Origin of the sequence: Bordetella ansorpii (assembly GCF_900078705.1) — a bacterium.
Lineage (GTDB): Bacteria > Pseudomonadota > Gammaproteobacteria > Burkholderiales > Burkholderiaceae_B > Bordetella > Bordetella ansorpii_A.
The window spans coordinates 391,237-414,520 of record NZ_FKIF01000006.1; the positions used below are offsets into that span (position 1 = coordinate 391,237).

Sequence of the window (23,284 nt, forward strand, 5' to 3'; positions counted from 1 at the left end):
TTCATTCCTTCGGTCTGCCGCCACGGGCGCGGCGCGCATCGGCGATGCGCCGCATCACCTCGTCCAGGTCGTTCATGCTATAGGGCTTGAGCAGGTGGATCGCGTCCGCCAGCCCTTCGCGGTCCTTGCCGCCGGGCAGCACTTCCATGCCCGAGGCGAACACCACGCTCAGCCCCGGCAGGATGCGCAACGCCCGCTCGGCCAGCTCCACGCCCGACTCCCCCGGCAGGCTGACGTCGGTGATCAGCACCTGCGGACGGCGCGTGCGCAGCGCCGACAGCGCCTCTTCGGCGTTGCCCGCCTCGGAGACCGAATGCCCCAGGCTGCCCAGCATCTCCGCGGTGTTGCCCCGGATCAGCTCGTCGTCCTCGACCAGCAGCACCTGCAACCCCGCCTCCGCGGGCGGACGCGGCGCGGCGGCGGCCACCCGCGGCGCCGGCTGCCGGGTCTGCTCGGCCGCCTGGCGCGCGGCGTTGTGCTGCTGCTGGTTGCGCAGCACATGGCGGATCTTGCGGGCCAGGGCTTCGCGCGTGTAGGGCTTGCTCAGCAGTTCGATGCCTTCGTCCAGCCGGCCGCCGTGCACGATGGCGTTGTCGGTGTAGCCCGAGGTGAACAGCACCGCCACGTTGGGCAGGCGCTCGCGCGCCTTGCGCGCCAGCTCGGGGCTGCGCAGGGGGCCTGGCATCACCACGTCGGTGAACACCAGGTCCATCGGCATGCCGCTCTCGATGATGGCCAGCGCGCTGCCGGCATCCTTGGCGCGCAGCACGCGATAGCCCAGTTCCGACAGCAGGTCGACCACCGTGGCGCGCACCTCTTCGTCGTCCTCGACCACCAGCACGGTCTCGGTGCCGCCGGCGATGGGGCCGGCATCCACCTCGGTCTCCAGGTCTTCCTCCTGGCGCTCGCGAGGCAGGTACAGGCGTACCGTGGTGCCCTGCCCGGGCTCGCTGTAGATCTTGACGTGGCCGTTGGACTGGCGCACGAAACCGTAGACCATGCTCAGGCCCAGCCCGGTGCCCTGCCCCTCGGGCTTGGTGGTGAAGAAAGGCTCGAATACCTGCGCCAGCACGTCCGACGTCATGCCCGAGCCGGTATCGGTCACGGCCACCATCACGTACTGGCCCGGCGTCACGTCCGCATGCCGCGCGCAGTACGTGTCGTCCAGCAGCGCGTTGCCCGCCTCGATGGTGAGCCGGCCATGGCCGTTCATCGCATCGCGCGCATTGATGGCCAGGTTCAGCAGCGCGTTCTCGACCTGATAGGGATCGACCAGCGTGTTCCACAGGCCGCCCGAGATGACTGTCTCGATCTCCACCCCGTCGCCCAGGGCCCGGCGCAGCATGTCGTCCATGGCGCGGATGAAGCGGCCAAGGTTCACGACCTTGGGCGCCAGCGGCTGGCGCCGGCCGAAGGCCAGCAATTGCGAGGCCAGCTGCGCGCCCCGCGCCACGCCGCCCTGGGCGTTGCGCAAGCGTTGCTCGGCCTTTTCGTTGCCGGCCACGTCGCGGGCCAGCAACTGCAGATTGCCCCCGATGACCTGCAGCAGATTGTTGAAATCGTGCGCCACGCCGCCCGTCAGCTTGCCCACCGCCTCCATCTTCTGCGCCATGCGCAGCGCCTCTTCCGCCTGGCGCAGCGCCGCGGCGGACTCCAGGTCGGCGGTCACGTCGCGTCCCACGCCGTGCAGCCAGGCGCTGAGCGGGTCGGCATACAGCGTCCAGGCGATGGTGCGCCATTGGCCATCGGCGGTACGCACACGGTTCTGGCAGCGGATCGGCTGGCGGGTGGCGCGCAGGGTCTCCAGCTGCTGGCGCAGTTCGGGCAGGTCGTCGGGATGAACCAGTTCGCCATAGGCCCGCGCCATCAGGGTGCCGTGCGGATAGCCCAGCACGCGGGTCCAGGCTGGACTGAAGCGCAGCAGGCGGCCCGTGTAATCGGCCACCACCAGCAGGTCTTCGCTCAGGTCCCACAGGCGGTCGCGTTCGGCCAGCACCTCGGACACGCGCTGCTCCAGCCCTTCGTTCAACTGCGCCAGCGCGGCCTGCGCCTTGGTGCGCTCGGCGATCTCCACCTGCGCGGCGCGGTAAAGCTGCGCATTGTCGATGGCCACGGCCGCCTGCGCGGCGATGCCGACCAGCACGCGTTCGGAATGCTCGGTGAAGATGCCGGCTTCCGGATGCCCGAAGAACAGGCCGCCCAGCACCTCGCCCGTACGCGACACCACCGGCGCGGCCAGGTAGCTGCGCACCGGCAGATGCCCTTCGGGCATGCCGCGGTGCGGGTCGTTGCGGCCATAGCGCGGGTCGGCCTGGATGTCGTCCGAGCGCACGATGCCCTCGCCCCGGAACGTGGGCCCGAAGACCGCGGTGTTGCGCGGCATGGGAAATTTCTCGAAGGCCTCGCGCGGCACGCCCGACAGCGCATACAGCGTGTAGGATTCGCCCTGGTCGTCCAGCACGTTATAGAAGAACGAACCGAACGCCGCCCCGGTCAGCTCGGTGGCCGCGTCGGTCACGATCTGCACCGCGCGGCCAAGATCCAGTTCGGCGGCCACCGCCACGCCCACCTGGTTCAGCAGCTCCAGCATGCGCGTCTCTTCGCGCAGGCGCTGCGCGGACTCTTGCCGCACCCGTGCCAACTGCAGGTTGCTGGCCACTCGGGCCAGTAGCTCACGCGCCGCGAAAGGCTTGGTCAGATAGTCATCCGCGCCCGCATCCAGACCCTCGACACGCGCCTCTTCTCCGGCGCGCGCGGACAGCAGCAGTACCGGAATGCCGCGCAGCCCCGTGTCGTTGCGCAATGCGGCCAGCAGGCCGAACCCATCCAGCCTGGGCATCATGATGTCGGACAGCACGACATCCGGCGGATCCGCGCGCACCTGCCGCAGCGCGGCCTCGCCGTCCACCGCCGTCTCGACGCGGTAGCCGGCGGCGCGCAGGATGCGGCTCATGTAATCGCGCAGGTCGGCGTTGTCGTCCACCACCAGCACGCGCGCGGGCTCGCCGCCCGCGGCGGGCGCCATGGGCAGGGACCCGGGCGGCGACTCATCGGACAGGATGCGGTCGCTGTCGGGCAGCCAACGCAATGTGGCGTCGACATAGGCGCGGGCGTTCATGCTGGTCGGCGGAGGGCGCGGCGTGCCCGATGGCTGCGCCGGCGCATAGGCCTCGCCCCACGGCAGCTCGACGGTGAACGCCGTGCCGCGCCCCACCTGGCTGTCCACCCGGATGCAGCCGCCCTGCAGACGCACCAGCTCCTGGACCAACGCCAGGCCGATGCCGCTGCCCTCGATGCTGCGGCCCGCCGCGCCGGCCACGCGATGGAAGCGGTCGAACACGCGCGGCAGTTCATGCGCCGGGATGCCGATGCCGGTGTCGCGCACCTCGACCCGCACCGCGCCGCCATCGGGGCTGGGCGACACGCGGATCGCCACCGACCCCACCATCGTGAACTTGAACGCGTTCGACATCAGGTTCAGGACGATCTTCTCCCACATTTCGCGATCGACGTAGACGGCATGGGGCAACGGCGGACAATCGACCACCAGTTCCAGCCCGGCCCGATCCATGGCCGAGCGGAACAGCGAGGCCAGTTCCGCCGTCAGCGCCGACAGGTCGGTGGGCTGGTAGTTGACCTGCACCCGCCGCGCCTCGATGCGCGAGAAGTCCAGCAACGAATTCACCAGCGTCAGCAGGCGCATGCCATTGCGGTGCGTGATCTGGATCAGCTCGCGCTGCGCGTCCCCCTGCTCGGGGCCGCGCGCCAGCAGTTCCTCCAGCGGCCCCAGCATCAAGGTCAGCGGCGTGCGGAACTCATGGCTGATGTTCGAGAAGAAAGCGGTCTTGGCCCGGTCCAGCTCGGCCAGCGCCTCGGCGCGGCGGCGTTCTTCTTCGTAGGCATAGGCCGCGCTGATCGTCGCGCCGATCTGCGCGGCCGTCATCGTCAGGAAGTCGCGATAGGCCGTGTCGAACAGGCGGTACGGATTCAGGCCGACGATCATCAGGCCCATGCGGCCATTCTCGCCGACGGTAGGCAACGGTACGATGGCGGCCTGGTCCGGCGCATGCTTCCACGGCCCGGCGGGCAGATCGCCGAAGCGCTGGCGCAGGCCGGGCACCAACTGCAACTGGTGAACCGGGCCGTCCAGCGGCCAGGGGCCCTGGCCGTCCAGCCGCAACGCCTCGGGCGCGGCGGGATGGCCGGCCGCCAGGCCCGCGGCCCCGGCCAGCATGGCTTCGCCGCCCTGCGGATTGGCCAGGTAAAGCAGCGCGAACGGCATGTCGTGCGCATCCTCGGACAATGCCCGTGCGCTGAGTTCGCAGGCCTCGCGCCAGGAACGCGCATTGGACGAGGAAGCCCCAAGTTCGCGCAGCAGGCTCAGTTGGCGTTCGCCGATCACCCGGCGCGTGTCGTCGCTGTTGGCGCAGATCAGCCCGGCGGGGCGGCCCCGCTCGTCAGGAATCGGACTGTAAGAAAAGGTGTAGTAGGTTTCCTCGGGATACCCGTTGCGCTCCATCAGCAGGAACATGGCCTCGTTGTAGACGCCTTCGCCGCTCTGCATCGCCGAGGCCAGCAGCGCCTCGATGTCGGGCCAGATCTCGCGCCACACCACGCCGATGGGCAGGCCCAGCGCACCCGGATGCTTGCCGCCGATGATGGCGCTCTTGTAAGGGTCGTTGTAGAGGAAGTACAGCTCGGGGCCCCAGCCGATCCAGATGGGCTGGCTGGAGGAGAGCATGATGCGCACCGCCGTCTGCAGGCTCTGGGGCCATTGCCCGGGCGGTCCCAGCGGCGTGGCGCGCCAGTCGTGCGCACGCATCAGCGCGCCCATCTCGCCGCCGCCGGCCAGGAAGCCCGAGGGGGAGGACGCCGCGCCAGCCATCTCGTCGGAATAATCCGGGTGTCTCACTGCTGCTCCTGGCTTTATTCGCGCATGCCGCCGGGGACACGCATGGGGAACCATCGTTTCGAGCCTGATGGCGCGCCAAAAATATAGCACTGGCGCCTGACACGGCCACTTACCTGAATGGGGGCTGGCATTGCCGAATACCCGGAGATCCGCAGGCTATCATGGCGCCTTGGCAGGCTCATCGAGATAAAGACAACCGCATGACCCCCGACATGCCCGACTCCGGCCCTCCGCCCGATAATCAGAAACACCTCATGACCAGCGACCTCACGTTTCCGGTCGTCGGCATCGGCGCGTCCGCGGGCGGCATCGAGGCCCTGAAGGTGTTCTTCGAGAACATGCCGCCCAAGCCGGACATGGCCTTCGTGGTGGTCCTGCACCTGTCGCCCAAGCACGACAGCGTGGCGCACCACATCCTGCAGGCGGTCACCGACCTGCCCATCGTGCAGGTCACGCACACGATGCCGGTGCAGAAGAATCATGTCTACGTCATCCCGCCCGCCGCCGGGCTGCAGATGAACGACGGCTACCTGCGCCTGAAGGCGCATGAGCGCCCCATGGGCCAGCCCATCGCCATCGACGTGTTTTTCCGCGCCCTGGCCGACGTGCACAAGAGCAAGAGCATCGGCATCATCCTGACCGGGGGCGGTTCCGACGGCTCGGTGGGCCTGGCGCGCATCAAGGAGCAGGGTGGCATCACCATCGCCCAGCAGCCCGGCGACGCCCAGCACGACGCCATGCCCCGCAACGCCATCGCCACCGGCATGGTCGACATCATCCTGCCCGTGGCGCAGATGCCGGCCCGCCTGAAAGGCATCCGCGAGAACATGGCGCGGATCCACATGCCCGCCCCCGTGGGCGACCCGCTGGATCCGGACAGCCCCGAACACGCCCATGAGGAAAGCCCCGCCGAACGCAAGTCGCTGCTCGACATCCTCACCCTGCTGCGCACCCGCACGGGCCACGATTTCAGGCATTACAAGAAAGCGACCGTGCTGCGCCGCATCGAACGGCGCATGCAGGTCACCGGCGTGCCCGACATGCAGAGCTATGCGGCCATGCTGCACGAGACTGCCGAGGAAACGCCCAAGCTGCTGGGCGACATGCTGATCGGCGTCACGCAGTTCTTCCGTGACAAGGAAGCCTACGAGGCCCTGGAACAACAGGCGATCGGACCGCTGGTCAATGGCCGCGACGGCACGCCGCCGCCTTCGGTGCGGGTGTGGACGGCCGGCTGCGCCACCGGCGAAGAGGCCTATTCCATGGCCATGCTGCTGTCCAGCTACGCAGAGAAGCAGCCCTCGCCGCCCCGCCTGCAGGTATTCGCCACCGACATCGACGAACCGTCGCTGGCCACCGGCCGGGCCGGCCTGTACCCGGCCGCCATCGACACCGACGTGTCGCCCGGCATGCTGCAAAGCTACTTCACGAAGGACGAGGCGGGCTACCGCATCAAGAAAGAGATCCGCGAGCGGGTGCTGTTCGCGCCGCACAACGTGCTGCGCGATCCGCCCTTCTCGAAGCTCGACCTGGTCACCTGCCGCAACCTGCTGATCTACCTGGATCGCGAGGTGCAGATGGACGTGCTGCGCATGTTCCACTTCGCCCTGAAACCGGGCGGCTTCCTGTTCCTCGGCAGTTCCGAATCGGCGGACGCGTGCGAGAACCTGTTCACCGTGGTGGACAAGCGCAACCGCCTGTACCAGGCCAAGGGCGCCGCGTACGTGCATCGCACCATCCCGACCCTGCCCTCCGCCACTTTCGACAAAGTGATCCGCGCCGTGCCTGCCGAAAGTTCGCCGAGCCGGCGCGGCAAGACCTCGTTCGCGGAAATCCACCAGCGCGCGCTTGAACAGTACGCTCCTCCCAGCGTCATCGTCGATCACGAAGCCAACATCGTCCACATGTCCGACCGCGCCGGCCGTTTCCTGAGGCATGCGGGAGGCGAACCGTCGCGCAACCTGCCCGCGCTGGTGCAGCCCGAGCTGCGCATGGAGCTGCGCACCGCCATGTTCCAGGCGCTGCATTCGCGCAAGAGCGTCGAGGCCCGCCGCGTCGAGATGACCGTGGGCGAGCGGCGCATGTACGTCAACATGGTGGTTCGCCCGTTCCGCCACGAGGAAAGCGGCAACGACTTCATGCTGGTGATCTTCGACGAAGTCGAGGCCATCATGGGCGAGGACGGCGAGGCCCAGGCGGGCAAGGTCGCCACCAGCATGCTGGCCCAGCTGGAAGCCGAACTGCAGCAGGCCAAGGACAGGCTGCAACTGACGATGGAGCAGTCGGAAACCTCCACCGAAGAGTTGAAAGCCTCCAACGAAGAGCTGCAGGCCATCAACGAAGAGTTGCGGTCCGCCACCGAAGAGCTGGAAACCGGCAAGGAAGAGCTGCAATCGGTCAACGAGGAACTGGTCACGGTCAATTCCGAGCTCAAGTCGAAGGTCGAGGAAACCGCCAAGATCAACGACGACCTGCAGAACCTGATCGCATCGACCGACATCGCCACGGTATTCGTCGACCGCGGCATGCGCATCAAGTGGTTCACGCCGCGCGCCACCGACATCTTCAGCGTCATCGCCAGCGATGCCGGCCGCTCGCTGCTGGACATCACGCACCGCCTGAACTACCCCGACCTGGCGCGCGATGCCGGCAGCGTGTTCGACTCGCTGCGGACGGTCGAGCGCGAGATCAGCGGCAGCAACGGCCGCTGGTACCTGGCGCGCCTGCTGCCCTACCGCAGCGCCGAACACCGCATCGAAGGCGCGGTCCTCACGTTCATCGACATCACCGACCGGTGCGAGGCCGAAGAGCGCCTGCGGCTGGGCGAGGCCCACATGCGGCTGATGGCGCAAAGCACGAAAGACTTCGCCATCATCACCATCGACCAGAACGGCTGCATCGCCACGTGGAACTCGGGCGCGCACATCATCTTCGGCTACCGCGAGGAAGAGGCGGTGGGCCAGCCCCTGGGCATCATCTTCACCCGCGAGGACGTCGAGAACGGCGAACCGCAGAAGGAAATGGAACGGGCCCGCACGCGCGGCTATGCCTCGGACGAACGCTGGCTGCGCCGCAAGGACGGCTCGCGCATCTTCTGCACGGGCAGCATCAACCCGATGCGCGACGACCACTTCGACGGCTACGCCAAGATCGCCCGCGACGTCACCGAGCAGCGCCGCAAGGAAAGCGAGCAGGAGAACCGGCTGGAATCCTCGCGCGACGACAGCCGCCTGAAGGACGAGTTCTTCGCGATCATGTCGCACGAGCTCAAGCATCCGCTGAACCTGATCCAGCTCAACGCCGACCTGCTGGCGCGCACGCCGGCGGTGCGCGGCTCGCCCAGCACGGCGCGCGCGGCCGAGACCATCCAGCACTCGGTGCGCAGCCAGGCGCGCATCATCGAAGACCTGCTGGACATGGCGCGCGTACAGACGGGCAAGCTCAAGCTCAACCGCGGCGTGGTCAGCCTGACCGACACGGTCGAGAGCATCCTGAGCGTGCTGCGCCACACGGCCGCCTCGGCCGACGTCGACCTGCGCAGCGACTACGACGCGGCCGACGCGCTGCACATCGACGCCGACTCCACCCGCGTCGAGCAGATCATCTGGAACCTGCTGAACAACGGCATCAAGTTCACACCCGTCGGCGGCTCGGTCAGCGTGTCGCTGTCGCGCGACGGCCAGATGGCTCGCCTGGACGTGATCGACACCGGCGAAGGCATCGAGCCCGCCTTCCTGGCCAAGGTGTTCGACATGTTCAGCCAGGCGGACATGCGCCACCGGGGCATCAACCGCGACGGCCTGGGCATCGGCCTGGGCGTGGTCGGCCAACTGGTGCAGGCGCACGGCGGCAATATCGAGGCGTACTCCGAAGGCAAGGGCCGCGGCGCGCGCTTCTCGGTGTGGCTGCCCCTGGCCCAGCCGGCGCACGCCGACGCCGACCACGTGCCGGCGCCCCCGATGGACGGCCAGTTGACCGGCCTGCGCATCCTGATCGTGGACGACTCCGAGGACATTCTCGACACCTTCCAGGCCCTGCTGGAGATGGAAGGCGCCCAGGTCGCGATCGCCAACAGCGGCGCGCGTGCCCTCGAAACGCTGGACGCGTCCACCGCATACGACCTGATCATCTCGGACATCGGCATGCCGAACATGGACGGATACCAGTTCATGGCCGAGGTGCGCAACCGATTCCCCGACCTGAAGATCCCAGCCATCGCCCTGACCGGCTACGGTTCGAAAGACCACATCGACAAGGCCGCACAGGCAGGTTTCACCACCCATCTCAACAAACCCATTCCATTGGACGCACTCGTCGAGGCCGTATCGCACGCGCTAGGACGTTCTTGACGCATGCAGCGGCTCCCTGCCGCCCGTGCGTCCGCAGCAACCGGAGAAGACCATGCCTGACTTGCCCAGGAACGCATCGTCCGATCAGACCGTGCGGGAAGCCGCGGTCATCCAGCAGGAACTGGCCAGCGAGCTGAAATACCGGCTGGCCAGGACGCCGGAACGCGCCACCGAGGACGACTGGCTGGTGGCCATCTGCATGGTGGTGCGCCGCCGCGTGATCACCGCGCTGCTGGCCACGCAGCACCGGCGCCAGGCCAATCCGGCCAAGAAGGTGTACTACCTGTCGATGGAGTTCCTGGTCGGCCGCTCGCTGGTCAGCAACCTGCTGTCGCTGGGCATGCTGGAACCCGCCCGCATGGCCATGGCCAACCTGGGCCTGGACCTGGAGCGCATCGCCGACCGCGAGCACGACGCCGCGCTGGGCAACGGCGGCCTGGGACGGCTGGCCGCGTGCTTCGTAGAATCCCTGGCCACGATGGACCTGCCCGGCATGGGCTGCGGCATCAAGTACGACTACGGCCTGTTCCGCCAGGAGTTCGACGGCCCCGCGCAGGTCGAACGCGCCGACTTCTGGGGCAGCGACCACAGCCCCTGGCTGATCGAACGCGCCGACGAAAGCTGCATCGTCAATCTGTACGGCCACGTCGAGGAAAGCCACGCCGCCGACGGCGCGTACCGTCCCGCCTGGATCCCCGGCAACACGCTGCTGGGCATTCCGCACGACATGCCCATCATCGGCTACGGCGGCCGCGCGGCGAACCTGCTGCGGCTGTACTCCGCCCGGGCCTCCGAAGTGCTGGAGATGGGGGTGTTCAATGCCGGCGACTACGTGGGCGCGGTGCAGCACCAGATCAGCACCGAGACCATCTCGAAGGTGCTGTACCCCTCGGACGAGCCCTCGCAGGGCCGCGAGCTGCGCCTGATCCAGGAATACTTCCTGACGGCCTGCGCGATGAACGACATCCTGCGCGAGTTCTCGGAAAGCGGCCTGCCCATCGAAAAGCTGCACACGCGCGCGGCCATCCAGCTCAACGACACGCACCCCACGCTGGTGATCGCCGAGCTGATGCGCCTGCTGGTCGACCACCACAAGCTGCCGTGGGACGTGGCATGGTCCGTCACGCAGGCCACCTGCAGCTACACCAATCACACACTGCTGCCCGAAGCGCTGGAGCGCTGGCCGGTGGACCTGATGACGCGCGTGCTGCCGCGCCACATGCAGATCATCTACGAGATCAACGCCCGCATGCTGCGCATGGCGCGCGCGCGCTGGGGCGACGGCGATCCGCGCGTGGCCGCGGTGTCGCTGATCGAGGAAGGCGGCACCCGGCATGTGCGCATGGCGCACCTGGCCATCGTGGGCAGCCATTCCATCAACGGCGTGGCGCAATTGCACACCGAGCTGATCAAGCAATCGCTGGTGCCGCATTTCCACGAACTGATGCCCGAGCGCTTCAACAACAAGACCAACGGCATCACGCCGCGCCGCTGGCTGGCGCAGGCCAATCCGCCGCTGGCCGCGCTGTTCGACGACACGCTGGGCCCCCAGTGGGTGGTCGAGCTGGAGCGCCTGCGCGAATTGGCCCGCCACCAGGACGATCCGGCCTTCATCGAACGGCTGGCCCGCATCAAGCTGGCCAACAAGGAGCGCCTGGCGCGCCACGTGCACGGCAGCATGGGCGTGCTGCTGGATCCGGCCTCGCTGTACGACGTGCAGATCAAGCGCATCCATGAGTACAAGCGCCAGTTGCTGCACATCCTGCACATCATCCACCTGTACCTGCGCATCGTCGACCATGGCGAGGACGTGGCGCCGCGCACCCACGTCTTCGCCGGCAAGGCCGCCCCCGGCTACGCCGCGGCCAAGCGCATCATCCACCTGATCCGCAGCGTGGCGCGCACCATCAACGGCGACCCGCGCTGCCGCGGCCGGCTCAACGTCGTGTTCCTGCCCGACTACAAGGTGACGCTGGCCGAGCGCATCATCCCGGCCGCCGACGTATCCGAGCAGATATCCACGGCCGGCACCGAGGCCTCGGGCACCGGCAACATGAAGCTGGCGCTGAACGGCGCGCTGACCGTGGGCACGCTGGACGGCGCCAACATCGAGATCCGCGAATGCGTGGGTCCCGAGAACTTCTACGCCTTCGGCCTGCTGGCCGAGGAAGTGGGCGCCATGCGGCGCGACGGCAGCTACCATCCGGCGCAATACGCCGCGCGCAGCCCGGCGCTGGCGGAAGTGCTGGGCACGCTGATCGACGGCCGCTACGACTCGGACCGCGAGCAGTACCGGCTGCTGTACGACGAACTGATGGGCCGCGACCACTATTTCCATCTGGCGGATTTCGACGCCTACGCGCAGGCTCACCGCACCATCGCGCAGGACTTCAACGACAGGCGGGCCTGGCACCGCAAGGCGCTGCACTGCATGGCGCACCTGGGGCATTTCTCCAGCGACCGCACGGTGCGCGAGTACGCGCGCGAGATCTGGAAGCTGGAAGGGGCATAGGCGCGTACGCGGCGCCCCCCGGACCGGGCAGGCATGACGGCGCCTGGCCCGGCCCCGCCAGCCGGCGACCGGCGCGCGCAGCCGCGCTCAGGCGTCGCGCAGCAGGTCGTTCTCGTTCAGGATCGCGAACGCGATGTCCGGATTGCGCTCGAAGCAGCGGCGGATGGCGGCGGGAATGGACTGGCGCGTCTTGCTGCACAGGCCGGGCCGCTCTTCCAGGCGGATGTGGAAACCGCGCATGGTGCGCACTTCGTTGTCGCTGGGAGAGATGATCAGCGTCACGCCCAGCAGCGACTGGATGCGGGCTTCCATACGGCGCAGGTCTTCCAATGTGGCCAGGTTCTCCAGCCGCTCGACCAGCTTCCTTTCCTCGGCCTTGGTCAGCATCAGGATGCGCTTGTCGGCAGTGGGATCATCGCGCAGGGCATCGTGGCCGCAGTCGCAGGCTCCGGGCGGACAAGGCTGGCGCAACGGGGGAAAGTCAGTCATGGAGACGGGGCAGCGCGCGGACCGTGGCGGACCTGGCGCGCGCGAACGGAAACAGGACGCAAACGCTATTTATACAGCGTCCTGGCTGCGCGGCGCACCCCGCCGCTCGACCCGCTGCGCCAACAACGGATACAAGGCGTCGGGCTCCATGGGCCGCGCGATGAAGAATCCCTGCACTTCGTCGCACCCCCACTGCTGCGAGAAATCGCGCAATTGCAGGGTTTCGACTCCCTCGGCCACCACCCGGTGGCCCAGTTGCTTGGCCAGGCCCACGATGGCCTGCACGATCAGCGCGGCACGTGCGTTGGACGAAACCGAACGCACCAGCGCATTGTCCAGCTTGAGCACGTCGTAGGGCAGCTTGGCCAGTTGCGACAGGTTGCTGTAGCCTGCGCCGAAGTCGTCCACCGCGATCTCGATGCCGCAGCGTTCCAGGCCCTCCAGCATTTCCATGGTGGCGGGATCGACGCGCACCAGCGAGCCCTCCGTCAGCTCCAGTTCGATGCAGCCGCTGCCGATGCCGTTGGCCGCCATCGCGCCCCTCAGCACCGCGCTGAAGTCCGGCCGCTTCAAGTCCGACGCCGCCACGTTGATGGACATCTTCAGCTTGGGCATCGTTTTGCGCCACTCGGCCAACTGCGACATGGCGCGGGCCAGCACCCAGTCGGTCAGCAGCGGCATCAGCGTGGTGCCTTCCAGCAGCGGGATGAACTCGGTCGGCGATATCTCGCCCAGCAGCGGATGCCGCCAGCGCACCAGCGCCTCGACCGAGGTCCAGATGCCGTCGCTCAGGCGTTCGCGCGGCTGGAAGACCAGGCGCAATTGATCCGGCGCCTGCACCGCCTGGCGGATGGAGTTGATGATGAGCACGTGGCGCCGTTGGCGCTGCACCAGTTGCAGGTCGAACACGCCGACCGGCACGCCGCGTTCGCGCGCCGACTCGGACACCGCGAACAGGGCGCTGATCAGTTGCGGCAACTGGCTGCGCCGTACCGGCAGCACGCCCGCGTAGGCGGTCAGGTTCAGCGGCAGGTCGTCGTCCACCGTGATGGGGTTCTCGAAGCGGGCCACGCAGCCCGCCGCCAACCGGCGCACGTCGTCCTGCTTGCCCGAGCACATGAAACCGAAGCGCGCCAGGCCCAGCCGATAGGTCCGGCATCCGCCGGGCAGCGACGCCATGACGCGGGCGGCCATGCGTTCGATGGCCCGCTCGACCTGCGTCAGGCCCATCGCCACCACCAGGCGCGTGATGTTGTCCAGCGGGATCACGTCGATCATCGCGGCCCACAGGTCGGCGTCCTGCGCACGCGGCCGGTCCAGCGCCATGCGGGCATCGCGCACGAACTGGCCGCGGTTGCCCAGGCCCGTCAGGTGATCCCGGTAGTGAAAGTCGCGCAGCGTCTGCATGCGGTCGACCACGTGCGCGGCCAGCCGCTCCAGCAGCCGCCGCCCCTTGGGCGTCAGCGGCGGGCGGCCCGCGCAGTCGAACAGCATCAGCATGCCCAGCGGCCGGCCCTCTTTGTCGGCCAGGGAGCAGCGCATGAACTCGACCAGCGGCGGCTCGTCGTCGGCGGGCTCCACGCCGGCCAGCGCGAACGGCATGAATCCCCGGACCAGTTGCCCGGCCGCGTCCATGGCGTATCCGGGCGTGGAATAGTGCCAGCCTGCCGCAACCGGCGGCGCGGCGCTCGGCGAGGCATGGCTGAGGGTTTCGGGCACGTCCGCATCGACGCGGATGACGACGCAGGGGGCTTTGAACAGCGAAGCGGCAAGCAGGGCTGCCGACTCGTAATAGCCGCCCCCCGCAAAGCCGATCGGATGCAAGGCATCCGACTCATCGATTGTCATCACGCTGTCACCCACTTGCAAGGCGCAACCAGTAGCGGGCTCCCGGTAGCCGCCGTCGGGCCGATCATAAGGCGGGCCGATCGAACCCAAGCGCGCAAGCAGCGTACAACTGATCCCCCATATCTCATAAATGGAGGGGCTGCGGGATTCGCATGACCCGCCCTGGACAGGCGCGGGCCTGGCGCCGCTGGTCTAAGATCGGCGCATGAATCCGCCTATCGCACGCTTCGCGCAGCCCTTGTCGCTGCCTTATCGGCCGCCCTATGCCTGGCAGGGCGTGCTCGGTTTCCTGGCGCATCGCCACACCCTGGGCGTGGAGCATGTGGACAACTCGAACTATGCGCGGGCACTGGAATGGATGCATGAGGGCGCGCCGCTGACGGGCTGGCTTTCTGTCGCGCACGAGCCGGACGACGGCATGTTATCGCTAACCTTGTCGCCCGGCCTGCAACCCGCCGCGCAAGCGCTGCTCGGCCAGGCCATGCGCGTCTTCGGCACGCAGTGCGATCCCGTGCCTGTCGACGCGCATCTGGGCGAGATGGCGGTCGGTCAGCCGGGCATGCGCGTGCCGGGCGCCTTCGACGGTTTCGAGATCGCGGTACGCGCCATTGCCGGCCAGCAGATCTCGGTGCGCAATGCGCGCGGCATCCTGGCCCGGCTGTCGCAGCGCCACGGCGCCGCCGTGCCCGATGCGCCGCATGGCCTGGCCCACGCCTTTCCCAGCGCGCAACGCATTGCACGGCTATCGCTGGAGGACGTGATCACCTGCGGCCTGATCCGCATCCGCGCCGAAGCCATCCTGAGCATCGCGCGCGAGATCGAGGCGGGCCGGCTGGACCTGCACCCCCGCACGCCGCGGGACGCCACGCTGGCCGCGCTGCGCGCCATCCGCGGCGTGGGCGCCTGGACGGTGCAATACGTCGCCATGCGGGCGCTGAACGAGCCCGATGCCATGCCGGCGGGCGATGCGGTGCTGAAGAAGCGGCTGGGGATGGCGGATGCCAAGGCGCTGGACGCGCATGCGCGGCGCTGGTCGCCGTGGCGGGCGTATGCCACGGTGCACGTGTGGCGGCGGGACGAGGCGGACAAAGCCTAGGGCCGGGCGGCTGCCGGCCGCAACCGCGCCAGCGCCGCCCGCATGGCCTCTGGCACCTCGGCGGGCCTGCGCCGCTCGCGGTCCACATACACGTGCACGAAATGACCCTGCGCGCTGCTGGCGTGGGCGCCCTCGCTGAACACCGCCAGTTCGTACCGCACGCTGGAGCGGCCGATGTGCGCCACGCGCAGCCCGATCGACGGTTCATCCGGAAACGTGATCGGCGCGAAGTAATGGCAGCCCGTCTCCACCACCAGCCCGATCACCGGGCCGTTCAGCGCGTCGAGCACGCCCGCCTGCGTCAGGTAGCGGTTCACCGCGGTATCGAAGTACGAGTAATAGACGACGTTGTTGACGTGCCCATAGACGTCGCAGTCCATCCAGCGCAGCGGCATGGGCTCGAAATGCGTGAACGCGGCGCGCGGCAGCGGCGCGGGACGCGCGGGGCTGGACGAAGGATGCGGATCGGCGGACAAGACGGACTCCTCGATGCGGCAAGCGGATTGCACGGCCCACCATCATAGGCCCGAGGTGCCGCGCAACACCGTCGGCACGAACTCGCGCATGATGTCGATGAAGCGCCGCAGCCGCGCCGGATAGAATCGCGCGGGCGGATAGACCAGGTGCACGGGCAGCGGCGCGGCCTCCCATTGGGGCGCCAGGTGCACCAGGTCGCCGCGCGCAAGATCGTCGCGCATCAGCCACGACGACCCCATGCCCACGCCCAGCCCCAGCATGGCGGCGGTGCGCACGGCATACAAACTGTCGGTGTACAGGCGCGGCTGGATGGCGAACGATTCGGTCCGGCCGCTTTCCAGGTGCTTGAGCACCACCTCGTTGCGGTAGAACGTGCGCAGCGCCACCCATGGCAGGCGGGCCAGTTCGGCGGGCTGGACCGGCGCCGCGCCGCCCTCGATCACCGACGGCGCGGCCACGATGATGCGCGGCACCTCGCCCAGCGGCAGCGCGATCACCGAGGGATCGGTCACCGTGCCGACGTGGATGGCGCAATCGATGCCGCCCGCGATGAAATCCGGCGTGCGGTCGTACAGCAGCCAGTCCACCGTCATGCGGGGATACTGCTTCAGGTATCGCACCAGCGGCTCGACGAACTGCTGCTGGCCGAAAGCATGCGGCGCCACGACGCGCAGCGTGCCGGACGGCTCGTCCCCCGCGCTGCGCACGTCGCTCTCGAAGGCCTGCCATTGGGCGATCAGGTCCTTGGCGCGCTCGTAGCAGCGCGCGCCATCGTCCGTGAGCGTCATGGCGTGGGTGGAGCGCTGCAGCAGGCGCACGCCCAGGGCGCGCTCCAGCGCCTGCAGGCGGCGGCTGATGGTGGGCTGGGTGCCGCCCAACTGCGCGGCCGCGGCGGACAGGCTGCCCGCCTCGACGATGCGCACGAAAGTTTCCATCAGCATCAGGCGGTCGGCGCCGCCCGGAGGCAGGGGAATCAGGCTGGTCATGCGTCAAGCGTATAACCTATTTACCCGCCATGCGTCTACCACAGGATGCTGCGGCGCGTCAGAATCCCATCCGTCGCCTGTTCCACGGCTGTTTCGCAGCGGATATTCTCATGACGCATACCAACCCCTCCACTCGCCCCGACGGCCTGCCCCGCCCGCTGTTGCTGCTGCTGTCCGCCAGCACCGGCCTGGCGGTGGCCTCCATCTATTACAGCCAGCCCATGCTGGGCATCCTGGGCGAGGACCTGCATGCCAGCGGCAACGCGGTCGGCTGGATTCCCACGCTGACCCAGCTGGGCTATGCCTTGGGCATCCTGTTGCTGGCCCCGTTGGGCGACCGCTACGACCGCAAGCACATCATCCTGGCCAAGGCCGCCATCCTGATGCTGGCGCTGCTGGCCAGCGCGCTGGCGCCGTCGATCGGCGTGCTGCTGGCCGCCAGCCTGGCCGTCGGCCTGACCGCCACGGTGGCGCAGGACATCGTGCCCGCCGCCGCCACGCTGGCGCAGCCCGAGCATCGCGGCAAAGTAGTGGGTACGGTGATGACCGGCCTGCTGCTGGGCATCCTGCTGTCGCGCGTGGTCAGCGGCTTCGGGGCCGAGCAGTTCGGCTGGCGCGGCATGTTCCTGGCGGCGGCGGCCAGCATCCTGGCGCTGATCGCGGCCATGTGGCGTGGCCTGCCCTCCTTCCAGCCCTCTACGCGCATGCCCTACGGCGCGCTGCTGGGCTCGCTGGCCACGCTGTGGCGCCAGCACGGCCTGCTGCGCCGCGCCGCCATCGCGCAGGGCCTGCTGGCCGTGGGTTTCAGCGCTTTCTGGTCGACGCTGGCGGTCATGCTGCACGAGGCGCCGTTCCATCTGGGCGCGGCCGCCGCGGGCGCCTTCGGCCTGGCCGGCGCGGCCGGTGCGCTGGCCGCGCCGATGGCCGGCCGCATCGCGGACCGCCGGGGTCCGGACGTGGTCAGCCGCGCCGGCGCCCTGCTGACGGCCGTGTCGTTCGCCGCGATGGTGTTCTCGCACTGGCTGTCGCCGCATGCCGCGCTGTGGCTGATCGGCGCCGCCGCCATCGGCTTCGACCTGGGCATCCAGGTGTCGCTGATCTCGCACCAGACCATCGTCTACGGCATCGATCCGGCCGCCCGCAGCCGCCTGAATGCGGTGCTGATGACCAGCGTGTTCATCGGCATGTCGATCGGCGGCGCGCTGGGCAGCTACGCGCTGGCCGCCTGGGGCTGGATGGGCGTGACGGCGCTGGGCACGCTGGCGGGACTGGCCGCGCTGGCGCTGCGTTCGCTGCCGGCAAGCAACGACCGGCGGATCGCCCCGGTGGGCGCTGCCCAGGCCCGATGAGCGACGCGGGCGCCGCGCATGCCGCGCCCGGAGCAGGCGCGAGCCCGGCGCAGGCTCAATGCAGGCTGTGCGGCGGCGACGTCTGCAGTTCGGTCACGTTGTCGGGCAGGCCGACCACGCGCATGCGGTCCCGCACTTCGAAGACACCATCCACCGCCAGGATCGCGTCCACCAGTCCGGCATGCTCCGGCGCGGGCACCCGGCCCCCCAGATAGACGGACCCGTCCGTCACCGTGACGTCGATGGCCGCCGGCCGGCTGACCAGGCGTCCCAGGCGGGTGCGCACACGGCCCTCCAGCTGCTGGTCGCTCTCGGGGGCCGCGCTGCCCTTGATGTGGGCCGCCGCGCCGCGCACGTGGTTGGCCAGATGCCGTCCCTGGGCGCGGGCGTAGCGTCCCGCGTTGTGATAGTTCGAGGCGGCCTTGTCGCGCACCACGGCGCGGCGGCGGCGGCCGGTATCCGGATCGAGGAAGTACATGGCGGCGGCGCCCGCGGCGACGGCGGCAGCCAGGTTCAGCAGGGCTTTCACAGAGGCTCTCCTTCAAAACAGAAAAGTGCCCCCAGCAATGGGAAATGCCGGCGGGACTGGTTTGCCAGCACGAGCCATACCCGCGCCGCCGCGCCGGGTCTGTCGCCGCAAGGGTGTTACCTTTTTTCAATCCTCGCTCGGAATCTGCAAGCGTTACCCATCTGGAAAGGATTTTTGATAACAATAGAGGGATCCCCTTGCTTTCCGGAGGCTACGTTGGACCCGATTCTCGCCCAGTTGTCGGCATCGCTGCCGAACGCCAAATCCCTTGAAGATCTGACGCGCCCGCTGCTCGATATGCTCGGCGCGGTCACGGGCCTCGAGTCCACATACCTCACTTCGATCGACCTGGAAAAAGGCGAGCAGCACATCCGCTATGCGCGCAATACCGGCGAGATGAACATTCCCGAGGGCCTGACCGTTCCCTGGTCCGACACCTTGTGCCGCCGCGCGCTCGAAGAAGACCGCATGTACACGGACGACGTCGGCTCGTGCTGGGGCGACTCCGGCGCCGCCCGCCAATTGGGCATCCAGACCTACGTCAGCGCGCCGGTGCGCTCCGAGGATGGCGCCCTGCTGGGCACGCTGTGCGGCGCCAGCGCCAGGCAGCAGCCGCTCAAGCCCGACGCCGAGACGGTGCTGCGCCTGTTCTCCAACATCGTGGCGGGCTACATCGAGCGCGAGCGCCTGCTGGACAGCCTGAAAGACGCGAACAACCAGTTGCACGCCTACGCGATGACCGACACGCTGACGGGCCTGCCCAACCGGCGTTCGTTGTTCGAATCGCTGCAGCGCCTGCTGGCGCAGGGTATCGATCAGCGCAGCAGCGTGCTGGTCGGCGTGATCGACCTGGACGGCTTCAAGGCCATCAACGACAACTACGGCCACCAGTGCGGCGACCAGTTCCTGCAGCAGATCGCCAAGACGCTGAGCGCCGCGCTGGGGCCCGGCGACGTGCTGGGCCGCATCGGCGGCGACGAGTTCGTGGTGGCGGGTCCCGGCCCCACCCTCGCCGGCAGCGACAGCCAGCCGGGCCGCATCATCGACAACGGCAGCCCCCAGGCCGCCGCCAAGCTGATGCAGGACCGCATCGGCGCGGCCACCATCGGCCGCCACCCGTTGGGCGAGCGCTGGCTGGACTATGGCGGCGCCAGCGTGGGTATCGTCGCGGTCGAGCCCACCGGGCTGGGCGCGGATGCGGCCGTGCGCCTGGCCGATTCGCTGATGTACGAAATCAAGCGCACCCGCAAGCGCTCCATCCGCGAGCGCTGAGCATTCAGCGATGCGGGGGCCTTGCCGCGCACGGAGGACCCCGCGGCAAGCCGGCCCTTGGCGTGGAATCACGGCGCTGGCCGGTACCGGGCGATGGGGCAACATCACCCCCGTCAGGGTCTATCCGTTTTTTTTCGCTGCGCCGCAATATACTTCGCGCCTCTCCCCTCTTTTCGCCGCGCGCCCTTGCCGCCGCGCCGGTGCCGCATCATGACCTCCGCCTCCCCCACCGCCCCTCTGGGCCGGGCCGGCCTGTACCTGCTATTGGCGGGACAGCTGCTGCCCATGATCGACTTTTCCATCGTCAACGTCGCCCTCGATGCCATGGCCCACTCGCTGCATGCCAGCGAAGTGGATCTGGAATTGATCGTGGCCGTCTACGGCGTGGCCTTCGCCGTCTGTCTGGCCATGGGCGGCCGGCTGGGCGACAACTATGGCCGGCGCAGGCTGTTCTCGTGGGGCATCCTGCTGTTCACCGTGGCCTCGGCCCTGTGCGGCCTGGCGCATTCGGTGTGGCTGCTGCTGGCTGCCCGGGCCCTGCAGGGCGTGGCCGCCGCGCTGGCGGTGCCGCAGATCCTGGCCACCATCCACGTCACCCTGCGCGACCGCGAGCACTCCCGCGCGCTGAGCCTGTACGGCGCCATCGGCGGCCTGGCCTTCGTGATCGGCCAGGTGCTGGGCGGCATCCTGGTGTCCGCCGACGTGGGCGGACTGGGCTGGCGCCTGGTGTTCCTGATCAACCTGCCCATCGGGCTGGTGGTGCTGGCCTACACCCGCCGGATGATTCCCGAAACGCGCTCGCCGCATCCGGCCAGCGTCGACCGGCCCGGTACGCTGCTGCTGGCGCTGGTCATCCTGTGCCTGCTGTTGCCGCTGTCGCTGGGGCCTCTGCAGCATTGGCCGTGGTACTACGTGGCCATGCTGGCGGCGGTGCCGGTGCTGCTGGCGGCGCTGTGGCGCACCGAGCTGGGCCTGGAGAAACGGGGCCGGCTGCCGCTCTTGCCGCCCAACCTGCTGCGCCTGTCCAGCATCCGCTTCGGCCTGTCGATCGCGGTGTTGTTCTTCGCCTGCTGGAGCGGCTTCATGTTCGCCATGGCGCTGACGTTGCAGGCCGGCGCGGGCCTGACGGCCATGCAGTGCGGCAACTGTTTCGTGGCCATGGGCCTGGCGTATTTCGTGGGCTCCATCCTGACCAACCGCGCCGCGGCGCGCTTTCGCAAGACGTCGATCCTGCTGTTCGGCTGCGTGGTGACGATGACGGGCCTGCTTGGCCTGGTGCTGACGCTGTGGCATGTGTGGCCCGAGCCCGGCCTGTTCAACCTGATCCCGGCCACCGTGCTGATCGGCTTCGGCCAGGCCTTCATCGTGGCCAGCTTCTTCCGCATCGGCCTGTCCGAAGTGCGGCCCGAGCAGGCCGGCGCGGGCAGCGCCACGCTGTCCACCGTGCAGCAGGCCGCGCTGGGACTGGGCCCGGCCTTGTCCGGCGCCGTGCTGACGCACTTCCTGGGCCGCACCGGCCGCGACTACCAGCATGCCATCATCGCCGTGCTGCTGGCCGAAGTATGCGTGATCTCGGTGCTGGCCGTGTCCACCGCCCGCTACGCTCGGCGCGAACAGGCCGGCCGCGGCCGGGCCGCGCAGCGGGCCTCTTCGATTTCGACCCGGCCGCGCTGAAGGAGTATGGTGTGGTCTACCCTGGCGCCCAGGACATCTGGCAAACCGTTCAATGACCGACACACGCACCCGCGGGCCCGCGCTGGGCCTGCTGCTTTCCGATTCCGTGGACCAGCAACACGGCCCCCGCCTGGACGCGCTGGCGCAATCGGCGGGGGTGCGATTGCAGCGCCATCCGCTGTCGCGCGCGGCGCGGGCGCTGCCCGACCTGCACGCGGCGTTCTTCTCGCGCGAGCTGTACGCGGGCAGTTCGCTGCGCAAGCCGGGGCCGCTGTCCGACGCCTTCTTCCAGGTGGCGGACGCCGCGCCCAACCTGCGCTGGCTGCACGTGTTCTCGTCGGGCCGCGACCTGCCGCAATATGCGGCGTCGCTGGCGCGCGGCGTGCGCGTGACCAGTTCCACCGGCGTCTCCGCCAAGCCCATCGCCCAGACCGCCGTGGCCGCCATCCTGGCGCAGTCGCGCGGCTTCGGCCACTGGCTGGCCGCGCAGGCGCGGCGCGAATGGTCTCCCATGAGCGGCGACGCGCGGCCGCGCGAGCTGGAGTCGCTGCGCGTGCTGCTGGTCGGCACGGGCGCCATCGGCGGCGAGATCGCTCGCCTGCTGACGGCGCTGGGGCTGCACGTCACCGGCGTGCGCCGCCGTCCCGAACCCGATCCCGCCTACGCGGCCGTGCTGCCGCTGGACCAGTTGGACCAGGCCCTGCCGCAGTGCGACTGGCTGGTGCTGGCGTTGCCGCTGACGCCGCAAAGCGCGGGCCTGATCGACGCGCGCCGCCTGGCGCTGCTGCCCGCCCATGCGCGCATCGCCAACATCGCGCGCGGCGAGCTGATCGACGAGACCGCGCTGGCCGATGCCCTGGCGAACGGCCGGCTGGCGGGCGCCTATCTCGACACGTTCGTCGAAGAGCCGCTCCCGCAGGCCTCGCCGCTGTGGGACATGCCGCAGGTATGGGTCAGCCCGCACAACAGCGCGGCCTCGCGGGGGCACGAAGAGCGGGTGGTGGATGCCTTCGTGCGCGAGCTGGAGACCGAACTGCGGGCGTGCACGCAGGCGGGCTGACGCAGGCGCACCCTCAGGCAGGCGCTTTCGCCTGCCTGCAAAAATATTCTTTCTTCCCTGCATCCGGATGCGGCGCTGGCGTGTAGTCCCTATGACGGGCCACGCAAATGCCGTCTTTCCCCCCTTCCTTCAGATGCAGGAGACTTTCCATGACTTTCAAGCATGCCACCCTCGCCCGGACCGCCGCCGTCGCCACGATCGGCCTGTTGAGCGCCTGCGGCGCCATGTCCTCCATGGCTTACGACCAATCCAGCCTGCCCGCGGAAGTGAAGGTGCCGTCCGGCAACCGCGTCGCCTGGGAAACCGTGGGCCGCGGCGACATCACCTACGAATGCAAGGCGAACAAGGCCGGTCAACCCGAATGGACCTTCGCCGGGCCGGACGCGGTGCTGGAAGACCGCATGGGCAAGCAGGTCGGCAAGTACTACGGCCCGCCCGCCACCTGGGAAGCCATGGACGGCTCCAAGATCACCGGCACGCAGGTCGCGGTGGCGCCGGCCGGCACGGGCAACCTGCCCTATCAACTGGTCAAGGCCAATCCCGCCATGGGCAACGGCGCGATGACCGGCGTGACGTACGTCCAGCGCGTCGCGCTCAAGGGGGGCGTGGCGCCCATGTCGCCGGCTTGCACCAGCGCCTCGATGGGCCAGCGCACCGTCGTGAAATACCAGGCCGACTACATTTTCTGGAAGGCCAACTGAGCGGCGGGGCGGCTGCCGGGCAGCGGCCAG

At 68.9% G+C, this 23,284-nt stretch carries 14 protein-coding genes; 8 read left to right on the forward strand and 6 right to left on the reverse strand.

Annotated features, from left to right (window positions below):
* Window position 1 precedes the first annotated feature (1 nt).
* Entirely contained in the window at window positions 2-4,885 is a 4,884-nt protein-coding gene (locus A6745_RS12160) for a response regulator (RefSeq protein WP_066127373.1), read from the reverse strand.
* A 281-nt stretch (window positions 4,886-5,166) separates the two neighbouring features.
* Between A6745_RS12160 and A6745_RS12165 the strand changes: the two genes are divergently transcribed.
* Window positions 5,167-9,261 carry a CheR family methyltransferase gene (locus tag A6745_RS12165; RefSeq protein ID WP_231885980.1) on the forward strand — a complete coding sequence of 1,365 codons (4,095 nt, stop codon included), beginning with the start codon at window positions 5,167-5,169 and terminating at the stop codon, window positions 9,259-9,261.
* A gap of 52 nt (window positions 9,262-9,313) precedes the next feature.
* On the forward strand, window positions 9,314-11,773 hold the full coding sequence (locus A6745_RS12170) for a glycogen/starch/alpha-glucan phosphorylase (protein ID WP_066127375.1): 2,460 nt from the start codon (window positions 9,314-9,316) through the stop codon (window positions 11,771-11,773).
* 87 nt (window positions 11,774-11,860) lie between these two features.
* Here the strand turns inward: A6745_RS12170 and A6745_RS12175 are convergent, their stop codons facing one another.
* The gene (locus tag A6745_RS12175; protein ID WP_066127376.1) at window positions 11,861-12,262 is read right to left on the reverse strand and encodes a hypothetical protein; all 402 of its coding nucleotides are present in this window, start codon (window positions 12,260-12,262) and stop codon (window positions 11,861-11,863) included.
* A 69-nt stretch (window positions 12,263-12,331) separates the two neighbouring features.
* Window positions 12,332-14,110 (reverse strand): bifunctional diguanylate cyclase/phosphodiesterase, encoded by a 1,779-nt coding sequence (locus A6745_RS12180; protein WP_066127380.1) that lies wholly within the window; start codon window positions 14,108-14,110, stop codon window positions 12,332-12,334.
* Window positions 14,111-14,315: 205 nt separating this feature from the next.
* On the opposite strand from A6745_RS12180, the gene A6745_RS12185 reads away from it, so the two are divergent.
* On the forward strand, window positions 14,316-15,206 hold the full coding sequence (locus A6745_RS12185) for an AlkA N-terminal domain-containing protein (RefSeq protein WP_066127381.1): 891 nt from the start codon (window positions 14,316-14,318) through the stop codon (window positions 15,204-15,206).
* Here the strand turns inward: A6745_RS12185 and A6745_RS12190 are convergent.
* Together A6745_RS12190 and A6745_RS12195 are read right to left on the reverse strand one after the other, a co-directional pair.
* Window positions 15,203-15,601 carry an acyl-CoA thioesterase gene (locus tag A6745_RS12190; RefSeq protein WP_082853086.1) on the reverse strand — a complete coding sequence of 133 codons (399 nt, stop codon included), beginning with the start codon at window positions 15,599-15,601 and terminating at the stop codon, window positions 15,203-15,205. The genes A6745_RS12185 and A6745_RS12190 overlap by 4 nt on opposite strands.
* 123 nt (window positions 15,602-15,724) lie before the next feature.
* Window positions 15,725-16,669 carry a LysR family transcriptional regulator gene (locus A6745_RS12195; RefSeq protein WP_066127385.1) on the reverse strand — a complete coding sequence of 315 codons (945 nt, stop codon included), beginning with the start codon at window positions 16,667-16,669 and terminating at the stop codon, window positions 15,725-15,727.
* Between the two features lie 110 nt (window positions 16,670-16,779).
* Here A6745_RS12195 and A6745_RS12200 point away from each other — a divergent pair, with 110 nt between their 5' ends.
* Window positions 16,780-18,018, forward strand: coding sequence for an MFS transporter (locus tag A6745_RS12200; protein ID WP_066127387.1), 1,239 nt, complete (start codon window positions 16,780-16,782; stop codon window positions 18,016-18,018).
* Between the two features lie 55 nt (window positions 18,019-18,073).
* On the opposite strand, the gene A6745_RS29330 is transcribed toward A6745_RS12200, so the two are convergent.
* Entirely contained in the window at window positions 18,074-18,547 is a 474-nt protein-coding gene (locus tag A6745_RS29330) for a BON domain-containing protein (RefSeq protein WP_066127389.1), read from the reverse strand.
* A gap of 216 nt (window positions 18,548-18,763) precedes the next feature.
* On the opposite strand from A6745_RS29330, the gene A6745_RS12210 reads away from it, so the two are divergent.
* From A6745_RS12210 to A6745_RS12225, 4 genes are all read left to right on the forward strand, one after another.
* The gene (locus tag A6745_RS12210; protein ID WP_066127392.1) at window positions 18,764-19,819 is read left to right on the forward strand and encodes a sensor domain-containing diguanylate cyclase; all 1,056 of its coding nucleotides are present in this window, start codon (window positions 18,764-18,766) and stop codon (window positions 19,817-19,819) included.
* A 210-nt stretch (window positions 19,820-20,029) separates the two neighbouring features.
* A complete protein-coding gene (locus tag A6745_RS12215; protein ID WP_066127396.1) occupies window positions 20,030-21,493 on the forward strand; it encodes an MFS transporter in 1,464 nt (487 codons plus the stop codon).
* 52 nt (window positions 21,494-21,545) lie between these two features.
* On the forward strand, window positions 21,546-22,553 hold the full coding sequence (locus A6745_RS12220) for a D-2-hydroxyacid dehydrogenase (protein WP_066127399.1): 1,008 nt from the start codon (window positions 21,546-21,548) through the stop codon (window positions 22,551-22,553).
* Window positions 22,554-22,702: 149 nt separating this feature from the next.
* A complete protein-coding gene (locus A6745_RS12225) occupies window positions 22,703-23,254 on the forward strand; it encodes a DUF3455 domain-containing protein (protein ID WP_066127401.1) in 552 nt (183 codons plus the stop codon).
* Window positions 23,255-23,284: the final 30 nt, after the last annotated feature.

What these genes read in the sequence shown, in the direction of transcription:
- A6745_RS12195 (WP_066127385.1), bottom strand. Translation starts at nt 16,669, where the DNA reads ATGACCAGCCTGATTCCCCTGCCTCCGGGCGGCGCCGACCGCCTGATG.
- A6745_RS12160 (WP_066127373.1), bottom strand. Translation starts at nt 4,885, where the DNA reads ATGGCTGGCGCGGCGTCCTCCCCCTCGGGCTTCCTGGCCGGCGGCGGC.
- A6745_RS12215 (WP_066127396.1), top strand. Translation starts at nt 20,030, where the DNA reads ATGACCTCCGCCTCCCCCACCGCCCCTCTGGGCCGGGCCGGCCTGTAC.
- A6745_RS12185 (WP_066127381.1), top strand. Translation starts at nt 14,316, where the DNA reads ATGAATCCGCCTATCGCACGCTTCGCGCAGCCCTTGTCGCTGCCTTAT.
- A6745_RS12165 (WP_231885980.1), top strand. Translation starts at nt 5,167, where the DNA reads ATGACCAGCGACCTCACGTTTCCGGTCGTCGGCATCGGCGCGTCCGCG.
- A6745_RS12220 (WP_066127399.1), top strand. Translation starts at nt 21,546, where the DNA reads ATGACCGACACACGCACCCGCGGGCCCGCGCTGGGCCTGCTGCTTTCC.
- A6745_RS12175 (WP_066127376.1), bottom strand. Translation starts at nt 12,262, where the DNA reads ATGACTGACTTTCCCCCGTTGCGCCAGCCTTGTCCGCCCGGAGCCTGC.
- A6745_RS12190 (WP_082853086.1), bottom strand. Translation starts at nt 15,601, where the DNA reads ATGCCGCTGCGCTGGATGGACTGCGACGTCTATGGGCACGTCAACAAC.
- A6745_RS12200 (WP_066127387.1), top strand. Translation starts at nt 16,780, where the DNA reads ATGACGCATACCAACCCCTCCACTCGCCCCGACGGCCTGCCCCGCCCG.
- A6745_RS12170 (WP_066127375.1), top strand. Translation starts at nt 9,314, where the DNA reads ATGCCTGACTTGCCCAGGAACGCATCGTCCGATCAGACCGTGCGGGAA.
- A6745_RS12180 (WP_066127380.1), bottom strand. Translation starts at nt 14,110, where the DNA reads ATGACAATCGATGAGTCGGATGCCTTGCATCCGATCGGCTTTGCGGGG.
- A6745_RS12225 (WP_066127401.1), top strand. Translation starts at nt 22,703, where the DNA reads ATGACTTTCAAGCATGCCACCCTCGCCCGGACCGCCGCCGTCGCCACG.